This is a genomic window from Devosia salina, assembly GCF_019504385.1.
Taxonomy (GTDB): domain Bacteria; phylum Pseudomonadota; class Alphaproteobacteria; order Rhizobiales; family Devosiaceae; genus Devosia; species Devosia salina.
In genome coordinates this window covers 1,212,794-1,229,754 of the sequence record NZ_CP080590.1, presented here as the reverse complement: position 1 = coordinate 1,229,754, position 16,961 = coordinate 1,212,794, and the positions used below count along the sequence as shown (strand labels likewise).

General features: G+C 63.8%; 18 protein-coding genes. 7 read left to right on the top strand and 11 right to left on the bottom strand.

The features are described from left to right. Positions 1-2 precede the first annotated feature (2 nt). The 4 genes from K1X15_RS05810 to K1X15_RS05795 all read left to right on the top strand — a co-directional run bounded on the left by K1X15_RS05810 (position 3) and on the right by K1X15_RS05795 (position 3,568). Positions 3-629 (top strand): CvpA family protein, encoded by a 627-nt coding sequence (locus K1X15_RS05810; RefSeq protein ID WP_220306558.1) that lies wholly within the window; start codon positions 3-5, stop codon positions 627-629. Between the two features lie 106 nt (positions 630-735). Beyond that, positions 736-2,238: an amidophosphoribosyltransferase gene (gene purF, locus K1X15_RS05805; protein ID WP_220306557.1), complete on the top strand. Its 1,503-nt coding sequence runs from the start codon at positions 736-738 to the stop codon at positions 2,236-2,238. Further along, the gene (locus K1X15_RS05800; RefSeq protein WP_220306556.1) at positions 2,238-2,972 is read left to right on the top strand and encodes an SDR family NAD(P)-dependent oxidoreductase; all 735 of its coding nucleotides are present in this window, start codon (positions 2,238-2,240) and stop codon (positions 2,970-2,972) included. Before purF ends, K1X15_RS05800 begins: the two co-directional genes overlap by 1 nt. Before the next feature lie 2 nt (positions 2,973-2,974). Further along, positions 2,975-3,568, top strand: a complete 594-nt coding sequence (locus tag K1X15_RS05795) for a GNAT family N-acetyltransferase (RefSeq protein WP_220306555.1) — start codon at positions 2,975-2,977, stop codon at positions 3,566-3,568. On the opposite strand, the gene K1X15_RS05790 is transcribed toward K1X15_RS05795, so the two are convergent. The 9 genes from K1X15_RS05790 to guaB all read right to left on the bottom strand — a co-directional run bounded on the left by K1X15_RS05790 (position 3,565) and on the right by guaB (position 13,523). Beyond that, positions 3,565-4,830, bottom strand: coding sequence for a hemolysin family protein (locus K1X15_RS05790; protein WP_220307449.1), 1,266 nt, complete (start codon positions 4,828-4,830; stop codon positions 3,565-3,567). The genes K1X15_RS05795 and K1X15_RS05790 overlap by 4 nt on opposite strands. 134 nt (positions 4,831-4,964) lie before the next feature. Beyond that, positions 4,965-6,416: a ribosome biogenesis GTPase Der gene (gene der, locus K1X15_RS05785; RefSeq protein WP_220306554.1), complete on the bottom strand. Its 1,452-nt coding sequence runs from the start codon at positions 6,414-6,416 to the stop codon at positions 4,965-4,967. A 24-nt stretch (positions 6,417-6,440) separates the two neighbouring features. After that, positions 6,441-7,208 (bottom strand): tetratricopeptide repeat protein, encoded by a 768-nt coding sequence (locus tag K1X15_RS05780; protein ID WP_220306553.1) that lies wholly within the window; start codon positions 7,206-7,208, stop codon positions 6,441-6,443. A 199-nt stretch (positions 7,209-7,407) separates the two neighbouring features. Further along, a complete protein-coding gene (gene guaA, locus K1X15_RS05775) occupies positions 7,408-8,979 on the bottom strand; it encodes a glutamine-hydrolyzing GMP synthase (RefSeq protein WP_220306552.1) in 1,572 nt (523 codons plus the stop codon). Positions 8,980-9,074: 95 nt separating this feature from the next. Then, a complete protein-coding gene (locus K1X15_RS05770) occupies positions 9,075-9,557 on the bottom strand; it encodes a TspO/MBR family protein (protein WP_220306551.1) in 483 nt (160 codons plus the stop codon). A gap of 119 nt (positions 9,558-9,676) precedes the next feature. Further along, positions 9,677-10,966 (bottom strand): RsmB/NOP family class I SAM-dependent RNA methyltransferase, encoded by a 1,290-nt coding sequence (locus K1X15_RS05765; protein ID WP_220306550.1) that lies wholly within the window; start codon positions 10,964-10,966, stop codon positions 9,677-9,679. Positions 10,967-10,969: 3 nt separating this feature from the next. Continuing rightward, on the bottom strand, positions 10,970-11,335 hold the full coding sequence (locus K1X15_RS05760) for a VOC family protein (RefSeq protein WP_220306549.1): 366 nt from the start codon (positions 11,333-11,335) through the stop codon (positions 10,970-10,972). Positions 11,336-11,341: 6 nt separating this feature from the next. Then, entirely contained in the window at positions 11,342-11,770 is a 429-nt protein-coding gene (locus K1X15_RS05755; protein WP_220306548.1) for an MAPEG family protein, read from the bottom strand. Positions 11,771-12,020: 250 nt separating this feature from the next. After that, positions 12,021-13,523 (bottom strand): IMP dehydrogenase, encoded by a 1,503-nt coding sequence (gene guaB, locus K1X15_RS05750; RefSeq protein ID WP_220306547.1) that lies wholly within the window; start codon positions 13,521-13,523, stop codon positions 12,021-12,023. Between the two features lie 165 nt (positions 13,524-13,688). Here guaB and K1X15_RS05745 point away from each other — a divergent pair, with 165 nt between their 5' ends. Both K1X15_RS05745 and K1X15_RS05740 read left to right on the top strand, forming a co-directional pair. Next, positions 13,689-14,030: a hypothetical protein gene (locus K1X15_RS05745; protein WP_220306546.1), complete on the top strand. Its 342-nt coding sequence runs from the start codon at positions 13,689-13,691 to the stop codon at positions 14,028-14,030. Then, positions 14,021-14,215: a hypothetical protein gene (locus K1X15_RS05740; protein WP_220306545.1), complete on the top strand. Its 195-nt coding sequence runs from the start codon at positions 14,021-14,023 to the stop codon at positions 14,213-14,215. Before K1X15_RS05745 ends, K1X15_RS05740 begins: the two co-directional genes overlap by 10 nt. A 101-nt stretch (positions 14,216-14,316) precedes the next feature. Here the strand turns inward: K1X15_RS05740 and K1X15_RS05735 are convergent, their stop codons facing one another. Together K1X15_RS05735 and K1X15_RS05730 are read right to left on the bottom strand one after the other, a co-directional pair. Then, the gene (locus K1X15_RS05735; protein ID WP_220306544.1) at positions 14,317-14,658 is read right to left on the bottom strand and encodes a hypothetical protein; all 342 of its coding nucleotides are present in this window, start codon (positions 14,656-14,658) and stop codon (positions 14,317-14,319) included. A 62-nt stretch (positions 14,659-14,720) separates the two neighbouring features. Then, complete coding sequence (locus K1X15_RS05730; RefSeq protein ID WP_220306543.1) at positions 14,721-15,362, bottom strand: hypothetical protein; 642 nt, start codon at positions 15,360-15,362, stop codon at positions 14,721-14,723. 197 nt (positions 15,363-15,559) lie between these two features. Between K1X15_RS05730 and K1X15_RS05725 the strand changes: the two genes are divergently transcribed. After that, positions 15,560-16,948 carry an MFS transporter gene (locus K1X15_RS05725; RefSeq protein ID WP_220306542.1) on the top strand — a complete coding sequence of 463 codons (1,389 nt, stop codon included), beginning with the start codon at positions 15,560-15,562 and terminating at the stop codon, positions 16,946-16,948. Positions 16,949-16,961 lie beyond the last annotated feature (13 nt).

Here is a 16,961-nt window from a genome sequence, read left to right as displayed (position 1 = left end):
ATATGCTGACTGCGTTCGACGTTGCTGTGGGTGTGCTGGTGCTGATCTCGGCAATCCTGGCCACTGCGCGAGGCCTGACCCGCGAAGTTCTGTCCCTGGCAACCTGGGCCGGTTCGGCCGCTATTGCCGTTTACATGTACTTCTTCCACGCAGACATAGCGCAGCAGTACATTGCCGAGGAAATCGTGGCCAATATCGCCACGGTGCTGGTGAGCTTCATCGTGTCGCTGATCGTGCTGCACCTGCTCACGATGCGCATTGCAGACTTCGTGGTGGACAGCCGTATCGGGCCGATCGACCGCACGCTGGGCTTCGTGTTTGGCGTTTTGCGCGGCGTGCTGATTGCCGTGGTGGTGACCATCTTCGGTCTTTGGCTGATGCCGAACAATCTGCCTGAATGGGCGTCGAACGCCCAGTCACTGCCCTATCTGCGCAACATGGGCAACACGCTGGTTTCCATGCTGCCCGAAGGGATGGAAGAGTGGGCGACCGATATCCTGCGCGGTGGTGGCACCAACCTGACCGAGGATCCGCAGGCCCCGGCGACCCCGCTTGAGGGCGGCGAAGCCGACCCCAGTATCGATGGCACGGTCGATCCAACCGATCCGGTGGTCGATCCGGCAGCCTGACCCTTTTTGAGGCGGGCAGCAGCGCACCCGCCTCATACCGGCCGCGTGCACTTGTCATTGGTGGCCGACCCCGAATTGCGCTATTGGCAAGCGAAGCGTTTTTCGCATGGAGAGCCCGGTGACCCATTGGAACGATGACGATTTCGATCTCAATGGAGACACGCTGCACGAGGAGTGCGGCGTGTTTGGCATTTTGGGGCATGGCGACGCGTCCACGCTGACGGCGCTCGGCCTGCACGCCCTGCAGCATCGCGGCCAGGAGGCAGCGGGTATCGTCAGCTTTGACGGGCGTCAGTTCCACCAGGAAAAGCATATGGGCCTGGTCGGGGACCACTATACCGACCCCGCCGTGCTGGCGAAGCTTCCCGGCAACATCGCCATCGGCCACACCCGCTATTCCACCACCGGCGAAGTCGCGCTGCGCAATGTGCAGCCCCTGTTCGCCGAACTGGAAGTGGGCGGTATTGCCATTGCCCACAATGGCAATTTCACCAATGGCCTGACGCTGCGCCGCCAGATCATTGCCACGGGCGCCATCTGCCAATCGACCTCCGACAGCGAGGTGGTGCTGCATCTGATCGCCCGTTCGCGCCATTCCTCCAGCACCGATCGCTTCATCGATGCAATCCGGCAGATGGAGGGTGGCTACGCCATGCTGGCCATGACCCGCACCAAGCTGATTGCGGCGCGCGATCCGGTCGGCATTCGCCCGCTGGTCATGGGCGAACTCGATGGCAAGCCCATCTTCTGCTCGGAGACCTGTGCCCTCGACATTGTCGGCGCCAAATATGTGCGCGACGTCGAGAATGGCGAGGTCATCATTTGCGAAATGCAGCCCGATGGCTCGATCAGCATTGAGGAGCGCAAGCCCGCCCGCCCCGTGCCGGAGCGGCCCTGCCTGTTTGAGTACGTCTATTTCGCCCGCCCGGACAGCATGGTGTCGGGTCGCAGCGTCTATACGGCGCGCAAGAACATGGGCATCAACCTGGCCAAGGAATCTCCGGTCGACGCCGACGTGGTCGTGCCGGTCCCCGATGGCGGCACCCCTGCGGCGATCGGCTTTGCCCAGCAGAGCGGCATTCCGTTCGAGCTGGGGATCATCCGCAACCACTATGTGGGCCGCACCTTTATCGAGCCGACCCAGCAGATCCGCGCCTTCGGCGTGCGCCTCAAGCATTCGGCCAATCGTGCCGAAATCGCCGGCAAGCGCGTGGTGCTGGTCGACGACTCCATCGTGCGCGGCACCACCTCGGTCAAGATCATCCAGATGATCCGCGACGCCGGCGCCACCGAGGTGCATATCCGCGTCGCCAGCCCGATGATCTTCCATTCGGATTATTACGGCATCGACACGCCCGATCCGGACAAGTTGCTGGCCAACCAGTATGGCGACCTCGACGCAATGTGCCGCTATATCGGCGCGGATTCTCTGGCGTTCCTGTCGATCGACGGGCTCTACCAGGCCGTGGGCGGCGAGAAGCGCAATCCCAAGGCGCCGCAGTTCACCGACCACTATTTCACTGGCGACTATCCGACGCAGTTGACCGATCTGCATGGCCGCACCATGAGCGATCCCAAGCAGATTTCGCTGCTCAAGGAAGCGGGTTAATGACTGATACCAAAGAGCTGGCCGGCAAGGTCGTCCTGATTACCGGCGCGTCGCGCGGCATCGGCTATGCCGCTGGCATCGAGGCGGCGCGGCGCGGCGCCCACGTCATCGCCGTGGCCCGCACGGTGGGTGGGCTGGAAGAGCTCGACGACGCCATCCAGGCCGATGGCGGTTCGACCACACTCGTACCGCTTGACCTGCGGGACGGCGATGCCATCGACCGGCTGGGCGCGGCGATCTTCGAGCGCTGGGGACGCCTGGATGGTCTGGTTGCCAATGCCGGGCAACTGGGCGTGCTGAGCCCGGTGGCGCATATCAAGCCAGACGATTTCGACAAGGTGCTTGCTGTCAACGTCACCGCCAACTACCGCCTGCTGCGTTCGCTCGACCTGCTGTTGCGCCAGTCGGACGCTGGGCGCGCGGTCTTTGTGTCCTCCGGTGCGGCGCGCTCGGCGCGTCCCTTCTGGGGGCTGTATGCTGCCAGCAAGGCGGCACTCGACGCGCTGGTGAAATCCTATGCGGGCGAAGTCGCCACGACCAAGGTCCGCGCCAACGTGTTCTATCCGGGCATCGTCCGCACCGCCATGCGCGCCAAGGCCATGCCGGGCGAGGACCCCAACACGCTGCCCATGCCGGCCGAAATCGTACCGCTTCTGATCGACATGCTGAGCCCGGCTCTCACCGAGAACGGCCGCCTGTTCGACGTCGGCACCGGCGCCTTCGAAAACATCTGACCGTGCTCAACCTGCGCCCCTATTCCCCCGAAGACCTTGATGCGCTCTATCGCATCTGCCTCGAAACAGGGGATGCGGGCGCCGATGCAACACCGCTGCACAATGACCCGCAATTGGTGGGTCACATCTATGCGGCGCCTTACGGCGTGCTTGAGCCGCACAACGTGTTTGTGGCCGAGGATGAGCAGGGCGTGGCGGGCTATGTCGTTGGCACCCATGACACCGACGCCTTCGCCGCGCGCCTGGAACGCGATTGGTGGCCAGCCCTGCGGTCACGTTATGCCGATGCGCAGGACCTGACCGAGGCCGACCGCGGCCGTGTTGCCTCGATATTGCGACCCGCCCACTCGCCGGCTGATCTCGTCGCCAGCTTTCCAGCCCATATCCATATGAACCTCCTGCCGCGCCTCCGCGGACAGCGCGTCGGCACGCGCCTCCTCGCTCTGTGGATCGACAAGGCCAGGGCGAGTGGCGTAACCGGCATCCACCTTGGCGCCAGCGCCAGCAATACAGGCGGCATCGCCTTCTGGACACGCAGCGGATTTGCGCCGCAGCGCGAAGAGCCGGGTGTCGTCTGGTTCGGGATGACGCTTTAGCCCGAAAGCGGCGTTACCAGAACCTTGTCGATGCGGTGCCCGTCCAGGTCCACAACCTCGAAACGCCAGCCGTCGCTTTCGAAGCTCTCACCGGCCACCGGCATGTGATTGACCTGAGAGAGAACGAACCCGGCCAGGGTTTCGTAGCGAGCGTCCCTGGGAACATCCACCTTGAAGCGGTCACTGAAGTCGTGGATGGGCATCCACCCGGCCACCAGCCATGAACCATCCTTGCGCTGCGTCAGGGCAGGCTCGTCACCCGGCTCCTCGTTGTAGACGCCGGTGATTACCTCGAGCACATCGCCATAGGTGATAATGCCCTCGAAATGTCCGTACTCATCGACCACCAGGGCCATCTGGGCCCGCGCCTCACGCATGGTTTCGACCACGTCGAGGGCGTCGGCATGTTCCATGACCACGGGCATTGGTCGAACCAGGCTCCTCAAATCCGGCTGCCGGCCAGCGGCCAGTGTTGGCAGCAGGTCAGACAGGGCCAGGACGCCGATGATGGAATCAGCGTCCCCTTCCTGGACCAGCACCTTGGTGTGGGTGGTCTCGAGCATGGTCTTGAGGCTTTCCTCATAGGTGTCCTCAAGGTCGATCGTCACCACATCGAGCCTGGGGGTCATGATGCCGCGCGCAGATCGGTCCGCAAGGCGCATCACGCCCGAGATCATGGAGTGCTCCTCGTGCTCCAGAATGCCAGCGGTGGTGGCCTCGGCAATGATGGTACGCACTTCCTCTTCCGTCACGGAATCCTCGGAGGCGCCGGACTGCCCCAGCAGTCGCAGCACCAGTTTGCCCGAGATGTCGAGAAGCCAGACAATAGGGGTGCCGACCAGGGCCAGAATGGCCATGGGCTGGGCGACGCGGGCGGCAACGGCTTCGGGATTGCGCAGGGCAACCTGCTTGGGCACGAGTTCCCCCAGGATCAGCGAGCCATAGGTGATCAACACAACAACCACGCCGACGCCGGCGACATCGGCGATGTTGTCAGGCATGCCGAGCGCTTCGAGCCATGCGGTGAGGCGCAGACCGAGCGTGGCGCCGGAGAAGGCACCAGACAGGATGCCGACCAGAGTGATGCCGATCTGTACAGAGGACAGAAACTTGCCCGGATCTTCAGCCAGCTTGATTGCCGTGGCCGCGCCCTGATTACCCTGGTCGGCCATGACCTTGAGACGGGCGGAACGGGAGGAAACTACGGCCAGTTCGGACATGGCCAGGGCGCCGTTCACGAGGATAAGAACGACGACGATGATGATTTCTGTAAGCAACAAACTGCGAAAATGGCACGCCGCGACCAATGGCGGGGTGTTACGACGTGCGCACTATAGGGCAAGCGGGCGACAAGTGAATAGGCCGATGGGCGGACAGAGCGCCTCCCAGGCGGACCCTACTTCTTGTCCGCGTAAGGGTTCTTGCCACCGCGAAGCCACATGCGGATGGGCGTGCCCTTGATATCGAATGCTTCGCGCAGGCCATTGACCAGATAACGCTGATAGGACGCAGGCACGGCATCGGGCCGCGAGGCGAAGACGATGAAGCTGGGCGGCCGGGTTTTGGCCTGGGTCATGTAGCGCAGCTTGAGACGGCGACCCGACACAGCCGGCGGCGGATGACTCTCGGTCATGCCAGCGAGCCAGCGATTGAGACGCGAGGTAGAGACGTGGGCGTTCCAACTGCGTTCGATCTCGAATATGGCGTCCATCAACCGATCGATGTTCTTGCCGGTGAGGCCGGAAAGGGTCACCAGCGGCACGCCGCGCAATTGCGGCAAGAGTCGCTCGCAGGCCTCGCGCAGTTCGGACAGCGTCTTGTTCTTGTCCTCGATCAGGTCCCATTTGTTGAGCGCGATGACCATGGCACGGCCCTCGCGTTCGACGAGGTCTGCCAGCGCCAGATCCTGCTTCTCGAAGGGAATGGTGGCGTCGAGCATCAGCACGACGACTTCGGCATATTGGATGGAGCGCAGGCTGTCGCCAACGGCCAGCTTTTCAAGCTTCTGGGTGACGCGGGAGCGGCGACGGATACCGGCGGTATCCACGAGATTGATGGTGCGGCCTTCCCATTCCCAGGGCACGAGGATGCTGTCGCGCGTGATGCCCGCCTCGGGGCCGACCAGCACGCGGTCTTCCCCGACCATGCGGTTCACCAGTGTCGACTTGCCGGCATTGGGGCGACCGACAATGGCGACGTTGAGGTAGCGGCGGGGGTTCCAGCGCAGGGTGGCGTCTTCACCCTCGCCCTCGAGCATGTCGGGTGTGATGTCGACATCGACCTCGGGCATGATGTCGAGGTCTGCTGCCGGGTCCCTCCCCTCGGCGGCTTCGGCTGCCTTCTTCTCTTCGGCCTTGTCGATGGCGGCCGAGACGATCGAATAGAGTTCGGAGAGGCCCAGCCCATGCTCTGCCGACAGCGGTATGGGTTCGCCAAAGCCGAGCTTGAAGGCCTCAACGAGGCCCGCTTCGGCCGAGCTGCTCTCGGCCTTGTTGCCGACCAGATGCACCTGCTTGCCGGCCTTGCGCAGGACTTGGGCAAAACGCTGATCGAGCGGCACGACGCCGGCGCGGGCGTCGATCATGAACAGGATGACATCAGCTTCGCGAATGGCCAGTTCGGTCTGCTGGCGCATGCGGTCTTCGAGGCTGCCGTCCTTGACGTCCTCATACCCGGCGGTGTCGAGCACCTTGAAGGTGAGATCGGCGATGCGGCCCTCGGCCTCGCGACGATCACGCGTGACGCCGGGGGTATCGTCCACCAGGGCAATCTTGCGGCCAACGAGGCGATTGAAAAGAGTCGACTTGCCGACATTGGGACGGCCGACAATGGCAAGTGTGACCGTCATGGCGGTATCCTCTCGGCCGGCCGGTTATTCGGCGGCGGGTTCAGCGGCGGGCTCAGCCGCGACGTCGGCCGGAGCATCGCCCTGCACAATCGCATCGATGGCTTCCGCCGCAGCTTCGGCCGGCTCTTCGGGAGCGACAGTCCCTGCCGAGAGCATTTGCGCCAGATAATAGGCCATACGGTTGCGCACCGCCGACTGCGCGAGCGGATCGTTGATGACAGCTTCAAAACTGGCCTGGGCAGCGGCGTAGTCGCCAGCCTTGTACTGGGCCAGGCCCAGCAATTCCCGGGCGACGCGGCGCATGTGACCATCATCGGTGGCCAGCGTCGCGACACGCGCCTCCACATCGCTCAGAGTGCCGGTATCGACCAGAATATTGGCGGCCAGCAGCAGCGCCAGTTCGCGCAACCGTGGATTGGACTGACTGTTGGCCAGCCCATCATAGGCGGCGACGGCGCCGGCAGTGTCGCCCTCCTCCTCAAGGAGTGCGGCCTTGCGGAACTCGGCCAGCACCGGATAGCCACCCGAGCCTTCGGCGGCCAGGGCATCGAGCTGGGCCTGCGCATCGTCCAGATTGCCCGCACCGGCCGCATCCAGGGCGGAATAGAGCTTTTCCGAAGCCGCTGCAGACTGGCTGGACGTGTACCAGGCCCAGCCTTCATTGACGGCCACCAGCGCCACGATGGCGATGGCGCCGCCAATGACGAAGGGGGCAAACCGACGCCACAGCGCCCGCATGCGATCGGAGCGCAGTTCCTCGTCGATTTCGTTGAAGATGTTCTCGTTGGACATGGAAGGCCTAGCGTCGAAAGAATTTGAGGGGGAGCATTATCATGCGGCCCCGGGAATGCAAACCGGCTCGCCGAGGCGAGCCGGGTGGAATTCGATTGTGCCCGTTAAGGACCTGAGCCCTGCGAGCATAGCTCTCCGGGCGTAGCCACCTAAAATCAGTCCGCCGGACTGATTTTGCGGCGCGTGGCGCCGCCGGTGGCTACTCCCACTCAATCGTGCCGGGCGGCTTGGACGTCACGTCATACACCACGCGGTTGATGCCGCGGACTTCGTTGATGATGCGGGTGGCCGTACGCCCAAGGAAGTTCATGTCGAACTGGTAGAAATCGGCGGTCATGCCATCGACCGAGGTGACGGCGCGCAGGGCGCAGACGAATTCGTAGGTGCGGCCATCGCCCATGACCCCCACGGTCTGGACCGGCAGCAGCACGGCAAAGGCCTGCCAGATCTTGTCGTACTGGCCGGATTTGCGGATCTCGTCGAGATAGACGGCATCGGCCTGACGCAGGATATCCAGCTTTTCGCGGGTAATGCCGCCGGGGCAGCGGATGGCGAGGCCCGGCCCCGGGAAGGGATGGCGACCGATGAAGCTTTCCGGGATACCCAGTTCGCGGCCCAGCGCGCGCACTTCGTCCTTGAACAGTTCGCGCAGCGGCTCGACGAGCTTCATGTTCATGCGCTCGGGCAGGCCGCCCACATTGTGGTGCGACTTGATGGTGACCGAAGGGCCGCCGGTGAAGGACACGGATTCGATCACGTCCGGATAAAGCGTGCCCTGGGCCAGGAAGTCGGCGCCACCAAGCTTCTTGGCTTCAGCTTCGAAGACCTCGATGAAGAGGCGGCCGATGATCTTGCGCTTGGTCTCGGGGTCGGACTGGCCTTCGAGTTCCCCGACAAAAAGGTCTTCTGCGTCCACATGAACCAGCGGGATATTGAACTGGTCGCGGAACATGGTGACGACCTGTTCGCTCTCGTTCAACCGCATCAGGCCGTGGTCGACATAGATGCAGGTGAGCTGGTCGCCAATGGCCTCGTGAATGAGCACCGCAGCCACCGATGAATCGACACCGCCGGAGAGGCCGCAAATGACCTTGCCGGTGCCGACCTGCTCGCGGATCTTTTCGATCATCTTCTGCCGGTAGGCAGACATGGTCCAGTTGCTGGCAATGCCGCAGATGTGGTGCACGAAATTGGCGTAGAGCTTCGCCCCATCGGGGGTGTGCACGACTTCGGGGTGGAACTGCACGGCCCAGATGCGGCGCGCCTCGTTGGCGATCATGGCAAAGGGTGCATTGGCCGATGTGCCGACGACCTCAAAGCCTTCGGGCAGCGCGACGACGCGGTCGCCATGGCTCATCCAGACCTGGTGGCTGGTGCCAAGGTCCCAAACACCTTCGGAGAGGGCATTCGTCTTGTGCACCACGACTTCGGCGCGGCCGAACTCACGGTGGTGGCCGGCCTCGACCTTGCCGCCCAGGGCCATGCAGAGCGCCTGCTGACCGTAGCAGATGCCGAGGATCGGCACGCCTGCATCGAGAATGGCGGGATCGATTGTGGGGGCGTTTTCATCCAGGGTCGACGCGGGGCTGCCCGATAGAACCACACCCTTGGGCTTGAGCTCTGCCATGGCGGCGCCAGCCGACTGGAAGGGATGGATTTCGCAATAGACACCGGTCTCGCGAATGCGCCGGGCGATCAGCTGCGTAACCTGCGAGCCGAAGTCGACGATCAGGATGGTATCGTTGCGGGTGGCGGTGTCTGGGTGCTGCATGGCGAGCCTTTAGCCTCGCCAACCAGATTCCGCAAGCATGGCGTTACCGATCAAGCCATGCACCTGCCACGCGAGCCATGCACGGCCCGAAAGCGCTAGTTTAGCAGGGCGATGGAGAGGTTCAGGTATCCGGCAAAACTGACCCAGGCCAGGTAGGGAGCGAACAACCATGGGGCAAGCCTATCATGCCTGCGGGAAGCGAGGATGAAGCCGACGATGGCCAGCCACATGGCCACCAGGATGACGAAGGCCAGCCAGGGTTGCTGGGCGAGGAACCAGACTGGGGACCAGGCCCAGTTGAGCAGCATCTGCGCGCCCCAGAACTTCATGGCGCTCGACTGTGGTGCCGCTACCCAGACGCGCCAGCCGGCCACTGCGATCATCACATAGAGTGCAAACCATACCGGGCCGAATACCCAGTTGGGGGGATTGAGCGGGGGCTTGGTCAGGGATTCGTACCAGGCGCCGGGCACCGACTGGGTACCGATCAACCCGCCGACACCGATCACAAGCACAAGAAAGACGGCGAGGGTGATCCAGGACTGAGGCGTTCGGTAGTCGGTCGTGGCGGTGTGCATGGCGCTCTCCCGTAGAGGTTACTGTAGAGAGAACGAGGTAAACCGGCGGGTGGTTCAATGGGCTTCGTCAGCGCAACCGACGGCCCTCGCCCCGAAGGGCGATGCGAGGCCGGAGCCCATCAGCCCTTGTTGCGCAGCAGGTGGCAGTAGAATCCGTCCGTATTGGTGCGATGGGGCGTGAGGCAAATGCCACCGCCCGGGGTGGCTAGGCCCTGGGGCAAGTCAGTGATGAGGGCACTGCGCCAGGCCTTGGCCATGTCCATGGTTTCAAAGCCGGGATAAGCGGCGAGAAAGGCGGCCACTTGGTCGTCGTTCTCCTCGGGCAGGATGGAGCAGGTGATATAGACCAGCGTCCCACCGGGCTTGAGATAGCGCGCCGCCTCGACCAGCAGCGCCGCCTGCTCGGACTGGCGCTGGGCGAGAAGTTCGGGCGTCAGCTTCCACTTGGTATCGGGACGACGGCGCCAGGTGCCGGTGCCGGTGCAGGGCGCGTCGACGACAACGCGGTCCATTTTTCCGACGAGATCATCGAGAGCACCCGGCTGGGGCGCGCGGACCTGGGCATTGCGCACGGCATTGCGCTTGAGGCGCTCGTAGATCGGCGCGAGGCGCGAGCGGTCGGCATCGTAGGCGAAGATCTGGCCCTTGTTGCCCATGGTGGCGGCGAGGGCCAGGGTCTTGCCCCCTGCCCCGGCACAAAGATCGAGCACCTGTTCGCCCTCACGCGCGCCGGCCAGCGCCGCGACGATCTGGCTGCCCTGGTCCTGCACCTCGAACCAACCCTTTTGGTAGCCCTCGTCAGTGGTGACATTGGGGGTCCGGGCGTCGCGGGGCCCCGCCGGCATGGTGATGCCGAAGGGGGCGATGGTGGTTGGCTGGGGCGAGAAGCGCGCCAGCGATTTCATGACCTTTTCGGGCGAGGCCTTGAGGGCATTGGCGCGCAGATCGAGCGAGGGCCTCCCGGCCATGGTATGACCCTCTGCCACCCAGTCCGCGCCAAGACCCCGTTCGAGGGAGGGCGCCAGCCATTCGGGAAAATCGGCCCGAACGGCCGCAGGAGCGCCGGACATGTCAGTAGTGGCGCCGGCCGCTTCTTCAGCGCTGAGAGCATCGGGCGCGTGAGCATCATCGGCAAAGGCGGCGTTCAGCGTCTCGGGCATCTCGCCCCAATCCCGCATGGCGACGGCCAGGATCAGGGCACGCGGGCTGTCGCTGCCCATGGCAAAGGCGTGGGAGGCGCGACGACGCAGGGCATCGTAAACCAGATTGCCGATGGCGGCGCGGTCCCCTGCCCCGGCGAAGCGATTGTTAAGGCCCCAGGCCTTGAGCGCTTCCGACACGGGACGCTTGCGCGTCTCCACATCGGTCAGGACTTCGATGGCGGCGGCGAGACGGCCGGGGAGGCGCATGGATCAGCTTTCCGGGAAATGGCAGACATTGACGCGATTGCCGGCGATGTCGACGAAGTCGAACCAGCTCATGGCGCCATTAGCGTTGATCGCGGTCACCTCGCGGCCATCATCGGTCAGGGCCGTATGCAGGGCCTGGGGATCGGGCGCAAAGAAATTGAAGGCCACATAGGTCTGGTCCGGCATCTTGTCGACCGGGATCAGCGTGAGTGCCGTACTGGTGCGACCGGCGCCGACGATCCGCATGCCGATATGCCCGGCGGAGCGGAAAATCTCTTCAAAGCCAAACATGCGAGCGTACCAATGCGCCGCGGCCTCGGTGTCGGCGGCGGGAACAAAGATCGTGTCGATGCGGGAGATCAGGGCCATGTCTGCTCAGCTTTGCAACAGGATGCGAAGGGTGAGCCATAGCCAGAACAGCATCAGCACGGCAAGCCCAGCGGTGTAGAAGGCAAAGCGGCGATAGACGCGATTGGTGGTGACGTGAATGGCCGCGTGAGCAATGCGCAGGACCACGAAGAGCCAGGCGAGACTGACAACGACAGCGTCGACCAGACCGAAATGCAGGACGACCAGACTGCCGACATAGAACAGGACCGGCAGCTGGAACTGGTTGTCGAAGCTGTTGGAGAGCAGTCGCGCCTTGAGTGGATAGGCACTGCGGTCTACAGCGATGTCGGCCACCCGGATCTCGCCGCGGGTGACGCGCGGTACGCGTTCGAAGCCGAGCCAGAAGACCAGGCCGAGCGCCAGGAAGACCTGCGCGGCCATGGCGAGGACCAGCAGCTTGTCGAGAAGGGGCATTGTTCAAGCTCCGGCAAAGATTCGGGTTGAAGCAGTAACGGACTGGAATTGAACCAGTTTTGGCCCCAACCTTTCCTCTCCCGCTTGCGGGAGAGGGGGACCATGCCTGGCATGGTGGAGAGGGGTGCCGCCTGCGCCGAATTGTGCCTAGACAGCACGTTGCGCACAGCTTGTGGCTCCCCCTCCACCGCCCCGAGGCGGTTCTCCTCCCCCGCGAGCGGGGGAGGATGGCGCAGTGAGCGTGTTCAGATCAGCGCCCGCTGCGATAATTGGGGGCTTCGCGGGTGATGGTCACGTCGTGGACATGGCTCTCGCTGAGCGCGGCGCCGGAAATCTTGACGAAGACCGAGTTCTCGCGGAAGTCCTTGAGGGTGTGGGCGCCGGTATAGCCCATGGAGGCACGGAGGCCGCCAGCGAGCTGGTGCAGCACGGCATTGACGGGACCTTTGTAGGGCACCTGGCCCTCGATACCTTCGGGCACCAGTTTCATCTGGTCGCGCACGTCCTGCTGGAAGTAGCGGTCGGCCGAGCCGGCGCCCATGGCGCCTACCGACCCCATGCCGCGATAGGACTTGTAGGAGCGGCCCTGGTAGAGGAAGACCTCGCCCGGTGCTTCGTCGGTACCGGCCAGGAGCGAGCCGACCATGACGCAGGAGGCGCCGCCGGCCAGGGCCTTGGCCATATCGCCCGAGAACTTGATGCCGCCATCGGCGATGACCGGCACACCGGACTTGCTCGCCTCTTCGGCGCAACCCATGACGGCGGCCAGTTGCGGAACGCCGACACCGGCAACGATGCGGGTGGTGCAGATCGAGCCCGGACCGATACCAACCTTGACGGCGTCGGCGCCCGCGTCGATCAGTGCGCGGGTGGCTTCGGCGGTGGCCACATTGCCGGCGACGATGCGGGTGGAATTGCTCTCGCGCTTGACGCGTTCCACGGCCTCGGCGACGCGCACCGAATGGCCGTGAGCAGTGTCGATCACCAGAAGGTCGACGCCAGCATCGATCAGTTGCAGCGAGCGCTCGAAGCCACCATCACCCACCGTGGAGGCGGCGGCGACGCGCAGGCGCCCCTGCTCGTCCTTGACGGCATTGGGGTGGAGCTGGGCCTTTTCGATGTCCTTGACGGTGATCAGGCCGATGCAGCGATAGTCCTCGTCCACCACCAGCAGCTTTTCGATGCGGTTGCGGTGCAGCAGCACCTTGGCCTCTTCCTTGGAAACCCCCTCGCGCACGGTGATGAGGTTTTCATGCGTCATCAGCTCGGAAATGGGCTGGTTGGGATTGGAGGCGAAGCGCACGTCGCGATTGGTGAGAATGCCCACCAGCTTGCCGATGGCGCGACCACCACGACCGCCATTCTCGACCACCGGAATGCCCGAGATGCGGCTGCGATCCATCAGGGCCAGCGCGTCGGAAAGGGTGGCGTCGGGACCGATGGTGATCGGATTGACGACCATGCCGCTCTCGAACGACTTGACCATGCGAACCTGTTCGGCCTGCTGCTCGGCGGTGAGGTTCTTGTGGATGACGCCGAGCCCGCCGGCCTGGGCCATGGCGATGGCCATATTGGCTTCGGTGACGGTATCCATGGCCGAGGACAGGATCGGCAGCTTGAGCGCTATGTCCTTGGTGACATAGGTCGAGATGTCGGTTTCGGTGGGCAGGATGTCGGAACGCGCCGGCTGCAGCAGCACGTCGTCGAAGGTCAGTGCCGCATCGCCGGTGATGGTAGTAATAATCTTCGCCAAGGCCAGACCCTTCCTGCCTTCTGATAAAACCAGAGCTGTTGGAATATGAACCGGCGGAGAGGAGTTCGCGGGTTCAGGTTGGCGAGGGTCAATAGCACCCAAGGGACACTTTGCCTAGTGCCCGGAACACGGCATTATGCCCGGGCGTGAATGAGAGAGGGTGACATGCAGCGGCTATATCTGGTGACGGCCCTTCTTGCCATCTCTTGCCTGCCGGCCCTGGCCGCCGAGCTGACCGACTTCGTGCCCGCAGAGGATGGTGCCGTTGCCTGCTGGCAGCGCATCTATTCCCCCGATCATCTGGCCGCACATCCCGACCAGCAGGTGACGGCGATGACCCTGGCCATGAGCTTTCTCAAATACGATCAGGAGGACGAGGGGCTGCACTATTTCGGCGTCGACGTGGCGCTGCGCGATGGCCGCAAGGGCGAGACCGGCGGCGGCTGCTGGGTTTATGACGGGTTGTCCGGTGCGGCGTGGACTGCGACGGCGGCGGCATGGAACTGAGCCTGGACGAAGCCGGCAATCTCCGCGCCGATCTTGATGCCTATGGCTATATGCGGGTCGAAACCGAATGCGGCGGCGGCGAAGGGGCCGAAACTTTCGAGCTGCTGCCCGGTCTCGACGACAAGGTGTTCCTGCTCCACAAGGCAGAGGCCAAGGTCTGCAAGGGGCTAATGCCGAGCTGGTGAGGTGGCCGGCACAATGCCTGGCCCATCCGGCAGCACTGGTCTATCTCAGGCGCAAATTTCCGGCCCGTTCAAAGGCGGAGGCTAATACCAGCCCGCGATAATCACACTGGCGGGGTATAACCGCCGCCATGATCGACGATCACGGGCGCTGATCCGCTCTCTGAGAGCGAGTGGGGATATGATGGCTTTTCGCAAGTGATGCCCGGCGTTTCGCCCTGGGCGACATTGCGCCACAAGTTCGTCTGTGAATCGAGGCAGGCCTTCGTCTGCTGCCATTTGAGGTAGTCATTGATGACTCCCCCTACGTCGGTCGACGTCGTGGTGCAGCCACCCGATGCAGCTGCCGCTGCGCACGCGCCCAGAACGACCCAGCGCGACGTCTTCTCACCATTACCAAACATGCAATATTGCCCCGATGATCCGGCCTTGCTTCTCAAATCCATGTTGAGATGCCGAATCGTTTCACGATCATAGCTTAGCGCCGCTCCGGGGTGGTTCAAACGGATCAGGTGAGAGGGACCACCAAAATCAGGACGGCCAAAGGTGCCAGTTCGGCCCCCGGCTGGGTGAATGGCGGCCAGCCCCACGACCAGCGCCCGCGCAGGTGGCGCGAGAGCAATCGAATGGCGAGGTGTCCGCCGATGACGACACCGGCACCCAGGCGTTGCAGTCCCGCCAGCGACAGCGCGATGGCCAAACTGATCACCGCAATGGACAGCACGATTTCACCGAGGCGCAGGTCCTTGAGCACGAAGGGGCGCACGGCCCGGCAACAGCCGACCTTCAGGCAAGCGGTCTTGATGGGCAGGTAGGCGCAGTTGATGCCTAGGCCGAAGGCCAGCCAGACATAACTCACCTCGAGCGATTGCCAGGCGGCAGCGCCGCCCAGCAGAAGCGCGAAGAGCGCCGTCGCCGCCGTTGCGCCGGACCAGGAGACGGGTGACGGCTCGACCCGGTTGCGCGCCACCGCGATCAGGATGCGGTAACCGGTGCCGACCATGAAAGCCGTCCCGAACAGGAAGCCCAGGCTCACCGCCACCCAGAAGCTCCAGGGCTGGAAAGCCATGGCGGCGACGAGGCCGAATACCATAGAGGCGAGCACGGCGCCGCCAAGGCGCAAGAGAAGAACCGGGCCTGGCAGGGACATGGGCGCTGGAGCCACCGCGTGGGATTTCGTCACGTCCATGGGTGACGCATTTGCCCGCGTCTGTCCATGCTGCCGAGACCTCAAGGAAATCGTGTTCGGCCAGAGATTTGTGCGTTTGGGGCTAGGCGGACTGCGCAGAGCGGCCCATAGTGGAGCGGCCGCATTCGCGGCTTCTCCGACCCATCCGGTTTTCTGCCTTGCTCCGCGTCACTCCGCTCATTCTGGCGGTCGCCCTGTTCATGGAACAGATGGACTCGACTGTCATCGCCACATCGCTGCCGGCTATTGCCCACGACATCGGCACCGAGCCGATCGCGCTGAAACTGGCGCTGACGGCCTATTTCGTGGCGCTGGCCATCTTCATACCGATCAGCGGCTGGATGGCGGACCGGTTCGGGGCCAAGAACATCTTCCGCCTGGCGATCTTCGTGTTCATGCTCGGCTCCCTGGCCTGCTCCTTCGCATTTTCGCTCGAGACTTTCGTGGGCTCGCGATTCTTCCAGGGCATCGGTTCGTCGATGATGACGCCCGTGGGGCGCCTGCTGCTGGTGCGCACCACGCCGCGCAACGAATTGGTGGCGGCCATGGCCTGGCTGACCATCCCGGCGCTCATCGCCCCGGTGACAGGACCGCTGATCGGCGGGTTCCTCACCACCTATCTCTCCTGGCACTGGATCTTCTGGATCAACATCCCCATCGGCATTGCCGGGATCATTCTTTCCAGCATCTATCTCAACGTGCCCGACGAGCGGACGCCACGGCCGGTCGATCTGGTCGGCTTCTTCATCGCGGCGGTGGCGTTTTCGGGCACGGTGTTCGGTCTATCGGTCATCAGCCTGCCGGCGCTGCCGATCATCTATGGCTACATGACGCTGGCCATCGGGGTGACTGCGGCGCTGTTCTACCTGCTGCATGCCCGCAAGACCCCTTATCCGCTGCTCGATCCGAAACTGTTCCGCCATCGCCTCTTCCGCTCCTCGATCACCGGCGGCTCGTTCTTCCGCATCGGAGTGGGCGCCATGCCATTCCTGCTGCCGCTGATGCTGCAGCTGGCCTTCGGCCTCAATCCATTCCAGTCTGGCGCCATCACCTTCATTTCGGCGATTGGCGCGATCATGAGCAAGTTCATCGCCGAGCGGGTATTTGCACGGTTCGGCTTTCCGCGCGTGCTCGGGCTCGCGGCGATCTTTGGCGGCATTCTGATCGCGGCGCAGGGCCTGTTCACGGCCGAAACGCCGGTGACCGTGATGATGGCGGTGCTGCTGGCGGGCGGCGTGCTGCGCTCCATCTTCTTCACCGGCACCAACGCCATCGGCTATGCGGACATTTCCGACGAAGAGGCCAGCCAAGCAACCGCCATCGTGGCCGTGGGCCAGCAATTGTCGGTGGCTTTCGGCGTGGCCGTGGCCGGCGCCATTCTCGAACTCACCAGCGCCTTCAGTGGCGGACATCTGACGCTACTCAATTTTCAGATCGCGTTTTTCACTGTCGGCGGGCTCAGCGCGCTGGCGGGCCTCATCTATTTCAGGCTGCCGGCCGATGCGGGCAGCAATGTTTCCGGCCATAGGGCCATCGCCAAGGAGTAAGCGGCCCCCTGGG

Excerpts from the sequence above, each read along its gene's own strand:
- K1X15_RS05810 (WP_220306558.1), top strand. The coding sequence starts at position 3 with ATGCTGACTGCGTTCGACGTTGCTGTGGGTGTGCTGGTGCTGATCTCG.
- purF (WP_220306557.1), top strand. The coding sequence starts at position 736 with ATGGAGAGCCCGGTGACCCATTGGAACGATGACGATTTCGATCTCAAT.
- K1X15_RS05800 (WP_220306556.1), top strand. The coding sequence starts at position 2,238 with ATGACTGATACCAAAGAGCTGGCCGGCAAGGTCGTCCTGATTACCGGC.
- der (WP_220306554.1), bottom strand. The coding sequence starts at position 6,416 with ATGACGGTCACACTTGCCATTGTCGGCCGTCCCAATGTCGGCAAGTCG.
- K1X15_RS05780 (WP_220306553.1), bottom strand. The coding sequence starts at position 7,208 with ATGTCCAACGAGAACATCTTCAACGAAATCGACGAGGAACTGCGCTCC.
- guaA (WP_220306552.1), bottom strand. The coding sequence starts at position 8,979 with ATGCAGCACCCAGACACCGCCACCCGCAACGATACCATCCTGATCGTC.
- K1X15_RS05770 (WP_220306551.1), bottom strand. The coding sequence starts at position 9,557 with ATGCACACCGCCACGACCGACTACCGAACGCCTCAGTCCTGGATCACC.
- K1X15_RS05765 (WP_220306550.1), bottom strand. The coding sequence starts at position 10,966 with ATGCGCCTCCCCGGCCGTCTCGCCGCCGCCATCGAAGTCCTGACCGAT.
- K1X15_RS05760 (WP_220306549.1), bottom strand. The coding sequence starts at position 11,335 with ATGGCCCTGATCTCCCGCATCGACACGATCTTTGTTCCCGCCGCCGAC.
- K1X15_RS05755 (WP_220306548.1), bottom strand. The coding sequence starts at position 11,770 with ATGCCCCTTCTCGACAAGCTGCTGGTCCTCGCCATGGCCGCGCAGGTC.
- K1X15_RS05745 (WP_220306546.1), top strand. The coding sequence starts at position 13,689 with ATGCAGCGGCTATATCTGGTGACGGCCCTTCTTGCCATCTCTTGCCTG.
- K1X15_RS05740 (WP_220306545.1), top strand. The coding sequence starts at position 14,021 with ATGGAACTGAGCCTGGACGAAGCCGGCAATCTCCGCGCCGATCTTGAT.
- K1X15_RS05735 (WP_220306544.1), bottom strand. The coding sequence starts at position 14,658 with ATGGATTTGAGAAGCAAGGCCGGATCATCGGGGCAATATTGCATGTTT.
- K1X15_RS05730 (WP_220306543.1), bottom strand. The coding sequence starts at position 15,362 with ATGTCCCTGCCAGGCCCGGTTCTTCTCTTGCGCCTTGGCGGCGCCGTG.